Origin of the sequence: Desulfurella amilsii (assembly GCF_002119425.1) — a bacterium.
Taxonomy (GTDB): domain Bacteria; phylum Campylobacterota_A; class Desulfurellia; order Desulfurellales; family Desulfurellaceae; genus Desulfurella; species Desulfurella amilsii.
This window is the reverse complement of the sequence record NZ_MDSU01000011.1, coordinates 72,974-87,084: the sequence shown is the minus strand read 5'-3', so window position 1 is coordinate 87,084 and position 14,111 is coordinate 72,974. Positions and strand designations below refer to the sequence as shown.

The 14,111-nt window shown below is 36.6% G+C and carries 17 protein-coding genes; 8 read left to right on the top strand and 9 right to left on the bottom strand.

Translation table 11 applies throughout. The features are described 5' to 3' along the window. The first annotated feature begins 9 nt into the window (after positions 1–9). The 6 genes from DESAMIL20_RS10525 to DESAMIL20_RS10815 all read left to right on the top strand — a co-directional run bounded on the left by DESAMIL20_RS10525 (position 10) and on the right by DESAMIL20_RS10815 (position 4,431). Positions 10–1,188: a phosphoglycerate kinase gene (locus tag DESAMIL20_RS10525; protein WP_162287154.1), complete on the top strand. Its 1,179-nt coding sequence runs from the start codon at positions 10–12 to the stop codon at positions 1,186–1,188. Continuing rightward, on the top strand, positions 1,189–1,905 hold the full coding sequence (gene tpiA, locus DESAMIL20_RS10520) for a triose-phosphate isomerase (RefSeq protein ID WP_162287153.1): 717 nt from the start codon (positions 1,189–1,191) through the stop codon (positions 1,903–1,905). Then, on the top strand, positions 1,905–2,186 hold the full coding sequence (gene secG / locus DESAMIL20_RS02750; RefSeq protein ID WP_086033297.1) for a preprotein translocase subunit SecG: 282 nt from the start codon (positions 1,905–1,907) through the stop codon (positions 2,184–2,186). The genes tpiA and secG overlap by 1 nt, the downstream gene beginning before the upstream one ends. An 87-nt stretch (positions 2,187–2,273) precedes the next feature. Continuing rightward, positions 2,274–2,642, top strand: coding sequence for an iron-sulfur cluster assembly scaffold protein (locus DESAMIL20_RS02745; RefSeq protein WP_086033296.1), 369 nt, complete (start codon positions 2,274–2,276; stop codon positions 2,640–2,642). Then, positions 2,639–3,790, top strand: a complete 1,152-nt coding sequence (locus tag DESAMIL20_RS02740; protein WP_086033295.1) for a cysteine desulfurase family protein — start codon at positions 2,639–2,641, stop codon at positions 3,788–3,790. Before DESAMIL20_RS02745 ends, DESAMIL20_RS02740 begins: the two co-directional genes overlap by 4 nt. Positions 3,791–3,792: 2 nt before the next feature. Continuing rightward, the gene (locus DESAMIL20_RS10815) at positions 3,793–4,431 is read left to right on the top strand and encodes an iron-sulfur cluster assembly scaffold protein (protein WP_086033294.1); all 639 of its coding nucleotides are present in this window, start codon (positions 3,793–3,795) and stop codon (positions 4,429–4,431) included. Between the two features lie 7 nt (positions 4,432–4,438). Here DESAMIL20_RS10815 and DESAMIL20_RS02730 read toward each other — a convergent pair whose 3' ends face one another. Continuing rightward, on the bottom strand, positions 4,439–4,861 hold the full coding sequence (locus tag DESAMIL20_RS02730) for a Fur family transcriptional regulator (RefSeq protein ID WP_086033293.1): 423 nt from the start codon (positions 4,859–4,861) through the stop codon (positions 4,439–4,441). 108 nt (positions 4,862–4,969) lie between these two features. Between DESAMIL20_RS02730 and DESAMIL20_RS02725 the strand changes: the two genes are divergently transcribed. Further along, entirely contained in the window at positions 4,970–5,581 is a 612-nt protein-coding gene (locus DESAMIL20_RS02725; protein WP_086033292.1) for a peroxiredoxin, read from the top strand. A gap of 37 nt (positions 5,582–5,618) precedes the next feature. On the opposite strand, the gene DESAMIL20_RS02720 is transcribed toward DESAMIL20_RS02725, so the two are convergent. Genes DESAMIL20_RS02720 through DESAMIL20_RS02705 form a run of 4 tightly spaced genes read right to left on the bottom strand, consistent with a single transcriptional unit; the run spans position 5,619 to position 8,105 of the window. Next, complete coding sequence (locus tag DESAMIL20_RS02720) at positions 5,619–6,494, bottom strand: ATP-binding protein (protein WP_086033291.1); 876 nt, start codon at positions 6,492–6,494, stop codon at positions 5,619–5,621. Further along, positions 6,491–7,339 (bottom strand): nucleotide-binding protein, encoded by an 849-nt coding sequence (locus DESAMIL20_RS02715; protein ID WP_086033290.1) that lies wholly within the window; start codon positions 7,337–7,339, stop codon positions 6,491–6,493. The genes DESAMIL20_RS02720 and DESAMIL20_RS02715 overlap by 4 nt, the downstream gene beginning before the upstream one ends. After that, complete coding sequence (locus tag DESAMIL20_RS02710) at positions 7,336–7,662, bottom strand: NifB/NifX family molybdenum-iron cluster-binding protein (protein ID WP_086033289.1); 327 nt, start codon at positions 7,660–7,662, stop codon at positions 7,336–7,338. The genes DESAMIL20_RS02715 and DESAMIL20_RS02710 overlap by 4 nt, the downstream gene beginning before the upstream one ends. A gap of 44 nt (positions 7,663–7,706) precedes the next feature. After that, complete coding sequence (locus tag DESAMIL20_RS02705) at positions 7,707–8,105, bottom strand: DUF2784 domain-containing protein (RefSeq protein ID WP_158090491.1); 399 nt, start codon at positions 8,103–8,105, stop codon at positions 7,707–7,709. Between the two features lie 137 nt (positions 8,106–8,242). Between DESAMIL20_RS02705 and DESAMIL20_RS02700 the strand changes: the two genes are divergently transcribed. After that, positions 8,243–10,075, top strand: a complete 1,833-nt coding sequence (locus tag DESAMIL20_RS02700) for a flagellin N-terminal helical domain-containing protein (RefSeq protein ID WP_086033287.1) — start codon at positions 8,243–8,245, stop codon at positions 10,073–10,075. 94 nt (positions 10,076–10,169) lie between these two features. Here DESAMIL20_RS02700 and DESAMIL20_RS02695 read toward each other — a convergent pair whose 3' ends face one another. From DESAMIL20_RS02695 to DESAMIL20_RS02680, 4 genes are all read right to left on the bottom strand, one after another. Beyond that, positions 10,170–10,790: an anaerobic ribonucleoside-triphosphate reductase activating protein gene (locus DESAMIL20_RS02695; protein WP_086033286.1), complete on the bottom strand. Its 621-nt coding sequence runs from the start codon at positions 10,788–10,790 to the stop codon at positions 10,170–10,172. Next, positions 10,787–12,880, bottom strand: coding sequence for a ribonucleoside triphosphate reductase (locus DESAMIL20_RS02690; RefSeq protein WP_086033285.1), 2,094 nt, complete (start codon positions 12,878–12,880; stop codon positions 10,787–10,789). The genes DESAMIL20_RS02695 and DESAMIL20_RS02690 overlap by 4 nt, the downstream gene beginning before the upstream one ends. 42 nt (positions 12,881–12,922) lie before the next feature. After that, on the bottom strand, positions 12,923–13,381 hold the full coding sequence (gene nrdR / locus DESAMIL20_RS02685) for a transcriptional regulator NrdR (RefSeq protein WP_086033284.1): 459 nt from the start codon (positions 13,379–13,381) through the stop codon (positions 12,923–12,925). Between the two features lie 127 nt (positions 13,382–13,508). After that, positions 13,509–13,928: a hypothetical protein gene (locus tag DESAMIL20_RS02680; protein ID WP_086033283.1), complete on the bottom strand. Its 420-nt coding sequence runs from the start codon at positions 13,926–13,928 to the stop codon at positions 13,509–13,511. Positions 13,929–14,111 lie beyond the last annotated feature (183 nt).

Here is a 14,111-nt window from a genome sequence, read left to right as displayed (position 1 = left end):
GGGGTTTTTATGATTTACATAAACGAGCTTAATTTGACAAATAAAAGGGTTTTTATACGATGCGATTTTAATGTGCCAATAGACGATGAAGGCAACATAATGGACGACAAACGCATAAGAGAAACGCTGCCTACTATAAATTACTGCATAGACTCAAAAACAAAAGTAATTTTAGCCTCTCACATGGACAGGCCCAAAGGCAAAAAAGACCCGAGGTATTCTCTTGTGAATGTGTCAAAAAGACTATCAAGGCTTTTAAATAAAGAAGTAAAGTTTGTTGATTCCTGCGTAGGTGATGAAGCAAAAAAAGCAGTTGAATCTATGAATTATGGAGATTGCTTGTTGCTTGAGAATTTGCGATTTCAAGAAGGCGAAGAAAAAGATGACATTGAATTTGCAAAAGAACTAAAAGAACTATTTGATGTATACATTAATGATGCATTTGGCGTAAGTCATAGAAAGCATACATCTGTATATACGCTCCCAAAAATTTGCGAGCTCAAAGCAGCGGGCTTTTTGCTCAAAAAAGAAATTACCTATTTCAGCCGTATTCTGGACAACCCCGTAAGACCTTTGATTGCTGTGCTAGGTGGGGCTAAAGTATCCTCAAAAATTGAAGCGGTTTACAACCTAACTGACAAAGTAGATAAGATAATAATTGGCGGTGCTATGGTGTTTACTTTTTTTAAGGCACTGGGCTTGCCTATTGGAAATTCGCTTGTTGAGAATGACTACTTAGAAACAGCGAGAGATATTTACAAAAAAGCCCAGGATAAAAAGATCAAGATGTATTTTCCTGTTGACTTTGTGGTTTCAGAAAAAATCGACGAGAAATCCGTAACAAAAATCGTACCTTACCAGGAAATCCCCGATGGCTATATGGGGCTTGATATAGGACCTGCTTCGTGCAAGATGTTTGAAGAAGTTATGCACGATTGCGGCTCTATTGTGTGGAATGGACCAATGGGCGTATACGAGATAGATAGATTTTCACGAGGCACAAGAGAGATGGCACGCATTGTGGGTGCCAGTTATGCGCTAAGCGTAGCAGGCGGTGGTGACACAGCAGATGCAATTGCGCGCGCGCATGAAACGGACAACATTACATATATTTCAACAGGGGGCGGAGCCAGTTTAGAGCTTCTTGAGGGTAAAAAATTACCCGGCATTGAGGCGTTGGAGGTATAAATGATTGTAGCAAACTGGAAGATGCACTTTGATGCTAAAGGGGCTATTGAAGCAGGATGCTCTATCAAAACAGAACTTTCAAGCGCAAAAGTAGAGCTGGCCGTTTGTGCCCCTTGCCTTTATCTAAAAGAACTCTTTGAGTGCTTCAAAGACACTAACATCAAGCTTGGCGCGCAAAATTTATACTTTGAAGACGAAGGTGCCTACACTGGAGAAATCTCCGCAATGATGCTAAAATCTGTAGGCTGCGAGTATGTAATTATAGGACATAGTGAGCGCAGGCAAATTTTTGGCGAAGATGACGAGCTTGTTAACAAAAAGCTAAAAAGCGCTATTAAGCACTTGCTTGTGCCTATATTATGCGTGGGTGAGAGTTTATCGCAAAGACAAAACAATGAAACATTTGCAGTGTTAGAAAACCAGCTTGTTAAAGATTTGCAAGGCATTAAAGAATCTGTTATAATCGCCTACGAGCCTATTTGGGCAATTGGCAGCGGTAAAGTGGCACAACCTGATCAGATTTTTGAGGTGCATGAATTCATAAAAAAGTTTATAGACACGAAAGTGCTATATGGTGGCAGCGCAAATCCGCAAAATGCGCTTACACTTTCAAGCGTAGCTAATGTGGATGGGTTTTTGGTTGGCGGAGCAAGCCTTGATGCGCAAAAATTTAAAGAAATAGTTTTGAGCTTTGAGAAAGCAAAAGGAGTAGCTTGATGCTTACTGTTCTTATGATAGTGCAGGGTATATTATCTGTTTTATTAATTGTGCTTATTTTGCTTCAAAAAGGCAAAGGTGCAAACATGGGTGTATCGTTTGGGGCTGGGGCTTCTGATACGCTTTTTGGCGCAACGGGGGCTATGTCATTTTTTGCTAAAGTCACATGGGTTTTGGCTTTTTTGTTTATGATAAATTCCGTTGCCATTTCCTACTACGTTTATAAAAACCAAACTCAGTCAACTATCTTTAGCACGACTTCACCAAAAGCGCCTAAATAATTAGGCGCTTTATTAAACTTGATAAAAGTTGTCAAGTATATTGACTTTTTAAAAGTTAGTATTATAGTATCTTAAATAGGAGGTTCTATGGAAACATTTGAAAACCATTTTTTTAACCCTATCAGGGATACTGTAATACAACCCGATGGTATTGGCATCAGGGAAAACAAAGAGTTCAATGCAAAAATCATATTTTATGTAAATGTAAAAGATTCTATAATTACGGCAATTGATTATAAAGTTAAAGCCTGTCCTGTAGCTATTGCGGTAGCTAGTTTTTTAGCAAAAACATTCAAAAATAAACCTTCAGATGAAGCACTAGACATAGATTTGAATTTTTTAGACTCACATTTGTTAAATATCCCCAGACAGCGCATAGAATGTGGCGATATAACGCTTGAAGCATTTCAAGAAGCTGTAATTAAAGCTATAATTAACACTGAGGAGGCAAAATGAACAGAATTTATTTTGATAATGCAGCCACTACAAGGGTTGATGATGATGTTTTAAAGGCTATGATACCTTTTTTTACGCAAAACTACGCCATAGCATCGTCAATTTTTAGCCATGATGATGGAATAATTGCGCAAGAAGCCCTAGAAGGTGCAAGAGGGTTCATTTTAAATAAGTTATCTGCTAAAGACTACAGGTGCATTTTTACATCAAACCCTACAGAATCTAACAATTTAGCTCTAAAAGGCGCAAGTTTTGCAAAAAAAAGCGGCAACATTGTGGTAAGCAAAATAGAGGATTTATCCATTATAAATACGGTCAAATTTTTACAAAAAAAAGGTTTTGAGATAAGGTATGTGGATGTTGATGGCAAAGGTTTTGTTAGTCTAGATCACCTCAAACAACTAATAGATGACAATACGATTTTGGTAAGCATCCAGCATGCTAATCAAGAAATAGGCACACTTCAAGACTTAAGCGCAATCGGTGAGATATGTAAACAAAAAAATTGTATCTACCACTGCGATGCAACGTTTTCTTTTCCATTTCTTGACATTGATTTGTCTAAACTTAATATTGACATGCTGACAATAGGCTCTGATACATACTATGGACCAAAAGGAGCCTCAGCATTGATTGTAAAAAATTCGCTTGAGCTTGAACCATTGATCAGTGGGGGCTATCAAGAGTACAATCTCAGAGCTGGTACGCAAAATATACCAGCCATTATTGGTATGAAAAAAGCTATTGAAATATTTGACAAAGAAACATTCAATTACATAAAAAGCCTAAAAGATTATTTTTTAGAAAAAATCAATCAAATACCGCACGTCAGACTAAATAGCCCCCAAAATGCTTCTCATCCTGGTATAGTTAATGCTACATTCTTATATATTGAAGGAGAATCCTTAACACTGAGGCTAAACTTGAAAGGTGTAAGCGTAATAACTGGCAGTGCGTGTTTTTCTAAGTCGCTTGAGGCTTCGCATGTTTTGCTTTCTTGCGGTTTAACGCACGAGTTAGCGCATGGTTCAATCAGGTTTTCTTTTGGGAAATACAACACATTTGAAGAAATTGACAAAACTATAGAATACTTAAAGGAAGATGTGGCTTTTTTGAGAAATCTAAGCCCATTATACAAGGAGGACTAAATATGCCAAGTATTCCATATTCAAAGAAAGTGATGGACTTATTTCTAAACCCAAAAAATTTAGGTGAGATTGAAAACCCAGACGGTCAAGCTACAGAAGGTTCTCCTGCCTGCGGTGACATAGTGCAGCTACAATTAAAAGTAAATAAAGACACACAGGTTATTGAAGATATAAAATTTAAATCGTTTGGGTGCGCTTCAAATATTGCAACTGCATCGATTATTACAGAGATTGCCAAAGGCAAAACAATTCAAGAGGCAAAAAATTTAAAATATTCTCAAGTAGTAGAAGAACTTGGAGGATTACCGGCTGTTAAAGTGCACTGCTCTATTTTGGCGTTACAATCGCTAAAGCGCGCCATAGAAAACTACGAAGAAAAAAACGGCTTAGTAGCAAAAGATAGACCAACAGACGAAGCTCTAATAAAAGAACGCTTAAGAGGTGTAATAGATCCAAATACAGGTAGAGATCTAATTGGCTCTAAATTACTATCAAAAATTGAATTTAGTGATGGTGTGCTCAGAATATATCTAAACCTTAAGGATGCCAATCAGTTCGCCAATGCTATAAAAGAAGAAATTGTTGAAAAATTTGAGTATAGATGGGATGTAAAATCCATCGATGTGGTGCTTTTAGACTAAGCTTTAATTATTTTTTTGTCTGGCATGCGTTGCAAGTGCCGTAAATTTGAATATTTACGTATGCCACGCTGCCTTTGTCAAAACCTTCTAAAATACAATTAACATCTATGTTTAAATCTTCTATTTTTTTGCAGTTTGTGCAGATAAAATGTGCATGTGCGTTTGTTGAAAGCTCATATTTTGTTTTTTCTTGGGCGATTTTTATTTCATTTAGAATATCATTTTCAACCATAATAGAAATGTTTTTGTAAATTGTAGCAAGTGATATATAAGGATAGTCTTTTGTAATTTTTGCATATAGCTCGTCTATGTCTAAGTGGCCAAACTGCCCAATAAGCGCCAATATTTGCAGCCTTTGCGGTGTAACTTTTAGGTTCTTTTTAGCCAGCATATTTTCTAAAAACTCGTAATCGTGTCCGATACCTTCCATAAAGACTTAATATAATCAATTTTTAAAAAATTGCAAATGATAATTTTTTTTCTTGACAAATTTTTATTTATTGATAATATTTATTAAAATTACTTTGGAGGTATTATTATGAGTTTAGTTCTTCAAAAAATGCCAGAATTTAAAATGGATGCTTACGATGCACAAAGTGGCCACTACAAAAAGGTATCAAGCCAAGATTACGCAGGCAAGTGGACAATTATTTGTTTTTACCCCGCAGATTTTACATTTGTTTGCCCAACAGAGCTTGCCGCAATGAATGCAAAGTACGATGTGATACATGATGGGCTGGCTTGCGAAATACTAGCAATATCCACAGATACAAAATTTTCCCATAAGCGCTTTGTAGAAACAGAGCCGTTATTAAAAGGCTTAAAACTGACAATAGGCGCAGACCCAACAGGCGATGTTTCAAGAAAATTTGATGTTATGATAGAAGGTGCTGGCATTGCACTGCGTGGTAGATTTTTAATAAACCCAGACGGCGTGATTGTAGCACAAGAGGTTCAAGCACCACCTGTAGGTAGAAATGTGAATGAATTCATTAGACAAATCCAAGCCCATCAGCATGCATATAAGACAGGCGAGGTTTGCCCGGCTAACTGGAGACCAGGCAAAAAGACCTTGCCTGTCAAAACAGACGAAGAGAAAATGACAGGCCGTGTTGGCGACTATGTAACTGTAGAAGAGCTCCTCTCCTAAAAAATATATACTAGCCTCAAGGCTTAAGGCTTTGGGGCTATAAATTTAGCTTTTGTTTTGTTTGTTCCCAGATATTTTTTATAGCTAAAGCTGCTTGACAATCATAATCGATAACAGGTCTTGCTTTTCTTGTAGCTTCTTCAACAGTTTTATCATAAGGGATTGCACCTATTACTTCTAAATTTTCACCTTTAGCATACTCAAAAATAGCGTTTGTTTGGGTTTGGTTGATATCAAATTTGTTTATCACTATACCATGCGGTATCTTAAAGTGCTTTATGGTTTTAACAATGCGCTCTAAATCATGAAAACCACTTTTTGTAGGCTCGCTTACAACAATTACATACTTAGCCCCTACGATGGACGATGTAGCAGGACAGCCAATACCAGGTGCCCCGTCAATTATAATTAACTGGAGTTTTTTAGCATAGGCAATTTCAAGTGATAGCTTCCTAACCTCGGATATTAAGCCCCCGGAGGTTTCCTCGCCTGGGTTTAAAAGCGCGTGAGCCATACTGCCTGTTTCGCAGATAGACTCAAAGTATTTACCATTGAGCACGCTTTTTAGGCTTATTGCTCCTTCTGGACATGCAATAGTGCATGCATTGCAACCCTCGCATGCATAATCTCTAATTACATAAGCATTATTAACAAAATCTATTGCCTCAAATCGGCACACACTTTTGCATATACCGCAATTGACACATTTATCATAGTCAATAAACGCTTTTTTAGAGCCAAAATACTCAATAGTTCTAATAATTTTAGGCTTTAGTATAATATGAAGATTTGGGGCATCCACATCGCAATCTACCATTAATGTATTTTCAGCTAAATAGGCAAAACTTGCGCTTAAAGTGGTTTTACCCGTACCGCCTTTTCCGCTTACAATTGCTAGCTGTTTTACAATCATTCAGAGATCTCCAAAATTTTATTGTACAATTCCAAAAAAGCATTTTTATACTCAACAATCGTTTTTGAAAATAACTCGCCTTTAGAGTAGCTTTGGGCTATGTTTCTATCATATGGGATTTTTAATAAAATCGGTATGTGGTTTTCTTCTAAGTACAATTCTAACTCTAAAAAATTAGCATCGTATCTATTTATCACAACACCAATTTTCAAACCAAACTGCTTGGTGAGATCCACAGCAAGCTTCAAATCATGCAAACCAAACGGTGTAGGTTCTGTCACAAGCACACAAAAGTCAACCATCTGTATTGACTCAACCGTAGGACACGATACGCCAGGCGGGCAATCCAAAATGTTTATTTTATCTTTTTCAGTGTATTTTTTTGCCTGTCTTATAATTCTCACCGCTGAGGGCTCACCTATGTTCATTTCGCTTTTTACAAAATCAATGTTTGCTTGCGCTTTACCTATTGAAATCACACCTATATTTTTTGGGATTTCTTGTATTGCACCATATTTGCATGCAAGCAAACAAGCCCCACACGCATGGCACAAATGGGCAAACACAATCACAGATTGTCTTGATACCACAATAGCGCTAAACTGACAAGCTTTTGCGCAATCGCCACAATGTGTACAAATGCAATTGTCTACCTTCGGTATATAAACATCTACGTTATTTTTTTTACTGAAATTTACATCAAAGAATAAATGCGCGTTTGGCTCTTCTGCGTCTAAATCAATAAGCTTTACTTTAAAGCCATTTTTGCCCAAAACATAGGCAAGATTTGTAGATACTGTTGTTTTGCCCGTACCGCCCTTGCCTGATAAAACTGCGATAATCATAATTTCTTTAGCTGGTTTGTTTTTAGCTTTTCTAAAGCCTGACTTGCACTTAGGCCCACTGCCTCATATACTTCAATACCAGCTGATTTGATAGCTTTTATAGCATTTTCGCCCGGTATGGCTGATAATAAACAACAACAAGCATTATCAATAGCAATTTGGACAGCCTGGGGACCTGCGCCATGTGAGAGTTGTTTGCTGTTATCTATCACATCTAAGTGCTGCGTTTCATCATCATAAATTAAAAAATAGCCTGCACGGGCAAATCTATCGTCTATTTCGCTATCAAGTGCAGAGCCTTTTGTGGCTAACATTACTTTCATTTTAACCTCCTTAAAGTTTAATTATAATGAACATATGACCATTGTCAATGATTTTTCTTAAAATTTATAGGAACAAATACAAAGCTCATTAAAATAACCAGTGCCAGCGCAATGTAGAGTATATCAAAAAATTCATTTGGTAGGTCCCAAAAAAGTATTTTATTAATAAAGCCTGCTATGAAAGGAGTATTCTGATGGTGCATTTTAGCCAAGCTCAATAATTTATACTCTATGTATGTCAAAGGGCACTCTATGTGAAAAATTGATTCAATCGCCACTATCGTTATCATAGCTAAATGAATAAGTCTGAATGTAGCATTTTTTACAAAGCCCCACTTTAAAAATTTTCCAACGTATACTATTATTAATCCAACAATAATTGTTAGTGCATACAAAAAATGAATTACTATAATAACATCAGCAAGCAGCGCATAAATATCCATACACATAATTTATATGTTTTTTAAAAAAAACAAGGTAATTTAGTAAAGCTTTAAAAATTTTCGATAGACTTTAATTTTTTAAAATTCATCCGATTCATTATACAGAAGCTCAAAAAAAAACGAAAAGGAGGTTTATCATGAGTCTTCAAATTAACACAAACATAGCGGCGTTGCAGTCTATCAACACACTAAACAATAACAGCACGCAGTTAACAAACGCTCTAAACAGTCTATCAACAGGCTTAAGGCTAACAAGCGCAGCAGTGGACCCAGCAGGTATGACAATTGCTGACTCTTTGAATTTTCAGTCAACAAACTTAGGCCAAGCTATATCAAACGGCAGCGACACAGTAAACTTGATAAACATAGCAGATCAGGCTCTACAACAATCTATAAGTCTTGTTACAAACATTGCCCAACAGGCTACACAAGCTGCAAACGCCACGCAGGACTCTTCTTCAAGACAGGCTCTGCAAAACAACATTAATGGTTTGCTTTCAGAGATTAACAACATTGCATCTACCACATCTTACAAAGGCATTAACTTGCTTAACGGTGGTTTTACCAATAAAATTGTTCAGATCGGCGCCTACCAAAATCAGACTATCGGTATCGGTATCCAAAATACAGCGGCAAACGCCATAGGTTGGGTAGCAAACCAACAGTTTAGCAATGGCAACACAACAGGTTCTGCCTCTGAAATGGCGAACGCAGTTACTGCTAGCACTGGTGCTCTCAGTACTAACTTTGCGGGCATCGGTGTATCCTTTGCCGCAAACAAAGCTTTTGCTACAATTGGAAACGGCGATATCGCAATTAACGGCGTAAATGTTAATGTTTTTGGAACAAGTCGAACACAGCAGTTAGATGCAGGGAATTGGTCACAAGCAATCAATGCCGTAAGTGGTCAAACAGGTGTTAGTGCATCTGCACAAACAACAGTTGTCGGCACTAAGGGCATCCAAGCAGGCACCATTTCTGCTGCTGGATTGTTAATTAACGGCGTTAATATCGGTCAAGTAAATGTAGGCGTAGGGGATTCAGGTGGCAATTTAGTTAATGCAATTAACCAATACACAAGCCAAACGGGTGTAGTAGCAAGTGTAAATAATAATGGCCAGCTTGTTCTAACAAACACAACAGGCGGAAATATCGCAGTCCAATCAACAAGCAACACGCAAAGTATGCTTGGAATTAATAACACCACAACAAACCTCAATACAACAGCATCACTCGGCATAACAACCGCTGCTCAAAGCTTCTATATTAATGGAGCTAAAATAACTTTAGGTAAATTTGCTGCTACAAGTGGTATAGCAATAAGTGCTGCAAATCTCATTAACACACAGTTAGCGGCTGCAGGTGTTACAGGCGTTACAGCTATAGCAAGTAAAGGTACTACTGCTTCAAGCATTAGAATAGTAGCTAACAACGGCAGTGATTTGAATATAACGAATCCTGGTGCAGCAGCAGGTTTCTTAGGAGCTTTAGGTTTGACTTCTCTTGCAGGCGCCACATCTGGTGCATACCTTGCAAACAACTCTTACCACGGTACAATTACACTAACTTCTAATAACGCATTTACTGTAGGTGGAGCAAATAATGGTGCATTTGATGCTTATGCGGGTCTTAAATCTGGCACATATAGCCCAAATGTAAACCTATCAAATGTAAATGTCACAAATCAAAACAGTGCGGGTCTTGCCATTACAATTGCAAACTCTGCACTAAGTGCATTGGATAAGATTAGGGCTAATTTAGGCTCTGTTGAAAACCAAATTAACGCAACCGTGCAAAACATTCAAGTTGCTCAGGTCAATGTAACTCAAGCTCAAGCAGCTATTACAAATGTAAACTTCGGAACAGAAACATCAAAGTTCTCTACAATGCAAGTTTTGGCACAAGCTGGCACATACGCCCTTGCTCAAGCAAACGCAACACAGCAATTAGTGCTAAGACTAATGCAGTAGCCACACTTAAAGCAAAGACTCTTTTTTGGAGTCTTTGCTTTATATTTTAAACAAACTTACTCTCTGTCAATTAGTTTATTTTTATTCTGCATTACTAAAAAGTCTTTTGGTTAATCGTTTTTTGCTTTACAAATTTTTGAAGCGTTACAGTATCTCTGTATTCGTTAAACTGCCTTTTGAACCTCAAATCTTCTGGTATTATTTTATCCATAACTTCTAAATCTTCTTTGCTGGTATATAGAGGATACATTGTAGTGCGTATAATTAGCTGACCCTTGAAACGCCTTAATACCTTAAGTGATTCTTTTAACTTTTCACAATCACCACCAAAAGCTTTGTATTTGTCGCAGGTGGCTTTTAGATCTAAAGCTATTACATCTACTGTATCAATAACACTTTCTAGCATATCTGGAAAATGTCCATTAGTATCAAGTTTAACTAAAAAATTCATACGCTTAATTTTGATTATAAAATCCGCTAAATCTAACTGCATTGTAGGTTCTCCGCCTGTAATCACAACCGCTTCTATTTTGCCAATGCGGCTTTGCAAAAAAGACAATACATCTTTCTCGTCTAACAAATTGCCTTTAAAAAATACCAATTCGGGGTTGTGACAGTAAGGACATCTTAAATTGCAAAAAGGGCAAAACAGCACAGTGGCTATTTTACCCGGATAATCAATGAAACTTACTTTTTGAGTCGCAGCGATTTTCATATATCATACTCTAATCTTTGCTTAAACTCTTCTTGTTTGCCTTTATTCCAATTTTGCACAGGTCTGTAATATCCAACCACACGAGAGTAAACCTCTGTTGGGCAGCCGCAGGTTGGACAAGTAAAATGCTCACCTGCGATATAGCCATGAGTTTTACAAATCGAAAAGGTAGGTGTAATCGTCATATAAGGGATAGGATAGTTTTCAAACGCTTTTTTAATAAAACTCTTTAGAGCTTCTTCTTGTGGTTTTTCCTGTAAAAATATATGCACAACAGTGCCTGATGTATACAAAGCCTGCAGTGGTGTTTGGTGTTCTAAAACTTCAAATGGATCGTCTGTATAGTTTACTGGCAAAAAGGTGGAGTTTGTATAGTATGACTCATCTTCTCCAGATGTTATAATATTAGGGTAGAGCTGTTTATCTTTATAGGCAAGCCTATATGAAGTGCCTTCTGCAGGTGTTGCTTCAAGGTTGTAGAGATTGCCTGTTTCTTCTTGATAGCTTTTAAGCGTTTCTCTCATAAACTCTAACACTTCAATGGCAAACTCTCTGCCTTCTTGATCTTGTATGCCTTTTCCCATAAAATTTAGAAGTGATTCATGCATGCCTATTATGCCAATTGTAGAAAAATGGTTATTGAAATGTCCTAAGTAGCTCAAAGTATACGGCATAAGTCCGTTTTTTAGGTTTTGCCCCACAACCTTTCTTTTTATCTCAAGCGATTCTTTAGCAGTATCCATCATTGACTTTAGTCTATAAAAATACTCTTGCCTTGTTTTTGATAAATACCCAATGCGGGGTAAATTTATCGTAACAACGCCAATAGAACCTGTTTTATCGCTTGCACCGAATAAACCACCGCCTCTGTTTCTTAGTTCTCTTAAATCTAACTGCAATCTACAGCACATGCTTCTTACATCGCCTGGATTCAAACTGCTTGATAAAAAGTTTTGAAAGTATGGTAGGCCGTATTTAGCCGTAGATTTAAGCAGTAAATCTACATTTGGAGATTCCCAATCAAAGTCTTTTGTAATGTTGTATGTAGGTATAGGAAAAGAAAATATCCTGCCTTGAGCATCGCCTTCAAGCATTGTTTCTAAAAATGCTTTATTTACCATATCCATTTCTTTTTGATAGTCGCCGTATACTGTATCTATTATATCATCGCCTACAACAGCAGGCTTGTCTTTTAGATCGTCTGGCACAGTCCAATCAAATGTAAAATTAATAAACGGTGCTTGAGACCCCCACCTGCTTGGCACGTTTATAGCAAACACCAACTGCTGAATTAACTGCTTAACTTGAGTGTAGTCTAAGTTATCTGACCTTATAAAAGGGGCCAACAGCGTATCAACTGAATTAAACGCTTGAGCACCAGCAAACTCCATCTGCATAACACCTAAAAAGTTTACCATTTGACCTGCAAGTGCAGACAAATGACGCGCTGGCTTTGCATTAATTTTTCCTTCTACACCCCCAAACCCTCTTGAAATTAAGTCCATTAAAGACCAACCCGCACAATATGCAACAATGCCGTGTGATAAATCATGTATATGAAGATCGCCGCTTGTGTGTGCATTAGAAACTTCTTTAGGATAAATATTATTTAAAACATAATTTGCAAGAACGCTGCCAGCTAAATGCAAATATAAACCAGGGTAGCTAAATGTGGTATTTGAGTTTTCTTTTATGCGCCAATCAGTGTGTTCTACATATTCGCTTACGGTTTTTTCTACATCAAATATGGCTTTTTGTGTATCTCTTGCTATGAAACGTTTTTCTCTATAAAGAATGTAGGCTTTGGCAGTTTTTGCAAAACCCAGCTTAATTAATTCTTCCTCTACGCAGTCTTGTATATCTTCGATGTTGATTTCTTTTTGACTGACAAATTTCCTTTTTAAACCAAAAAGCACATTGTTTGTGACAAAATAAGAGTAATCTTCTTCGCCAACAGCATTGAAAGCTTTTTTAACAGCATTTTCTATTTTAGCTTTATCAAACGGTGCTTTTGAATTATCCCTCTTAACAACAAAAACACCATTAAAATGCTCTGTAAAATTAATGTCCAATACACTTCTTCCTTCCATGATACCCTCCTATTTAGAAATTGTAATGTTCCTTAAACACACTCATTCTTTCTTATTATTAAATTCTTTTAGCAACTCAATAAAATCCTCTGCATCTGCAAATTTTTTGTATACAGACGCAAACCTTACATAACTAACCTGATCGAGTTTCTTCAATGCATCCATTACGAGATTGCCAATCTCTTTTGAGTTTATATCGTATAGTTCCTTTGCTTTTATGTAGTCTTCTATATCGTTTGCAACTTTTTGGGCATCATCGTAGGTTAGAGGGCGTTTATTGATAGCTTTTACAATGCCTTTTATGATCTTTTCTTTTTCAAAAAGCTCTTTTATGCCATTATTTTTTGTAACCACAATGGGAATGTTTTCAATTCGCTCATATGTGTTAAACCTGCTGCCGCACTCATCACAAACCCTTCTGCGCTTTATCACTTTACCATCTTCTATAACGCGGCTATCTATGACGCGCGTATCGACTGCTTTACAAAACGGACAACGCATAAAACCCCTACATTTTGTGTTAAATCTTCTCTAACCACAATATATTGTGTATAAAAATTTGAAAAAGTCAAGCTATTATTTTTTTATTTATAATTATATGGTAGGCAACTGTAGCAAAAAAATAAAATTACTCTAAGTTAAAATCGCTAAGTAATTTATCAAATAATTTGTCTTTTATGTTTTGCGGCAGCGGTTTAAACTCTTCAACATCAGCTTCAGAGTATAAAGTGTTTCCATCTTTATCATGATAGGATATAAATTTTAAAATAAACTCAACTTTCGTTTTATTTGTATAGTCAATGCGGTAAAGCATTTTAGCGCTTTTGGTATTTTTTATTGTTTCGTAATCTATTACCGCTAAGGCGTCTGTTTTTTTGTTTAGTAATTCTTTGATTTCGCTTTCTAAACCTTCTTTGCTAAATTTTTTTTCTAACCAGATATTTTTAATTCCCTCGCTAATTGTCCCAGATCCTTCTTTGTCCATATAGTAGGCGTTCCCAACACTATCAGAATCAATTAATTCCCATTCCATAACTGGACAAATCATACTACCTCCCCTTTTTTCCTTTTAAGCTAATACCTTTTTAGAAAAAGTCAAACTGCATACAATTTAATTTCATACTAAATGAATTAAATTTTCTTGTACTAATTAAAAAACTGCTTTAAAATAACAAATATTTGACTTACAAGAGGAGCTCTTGATATAATATTTTTACCATATATTCAAGAA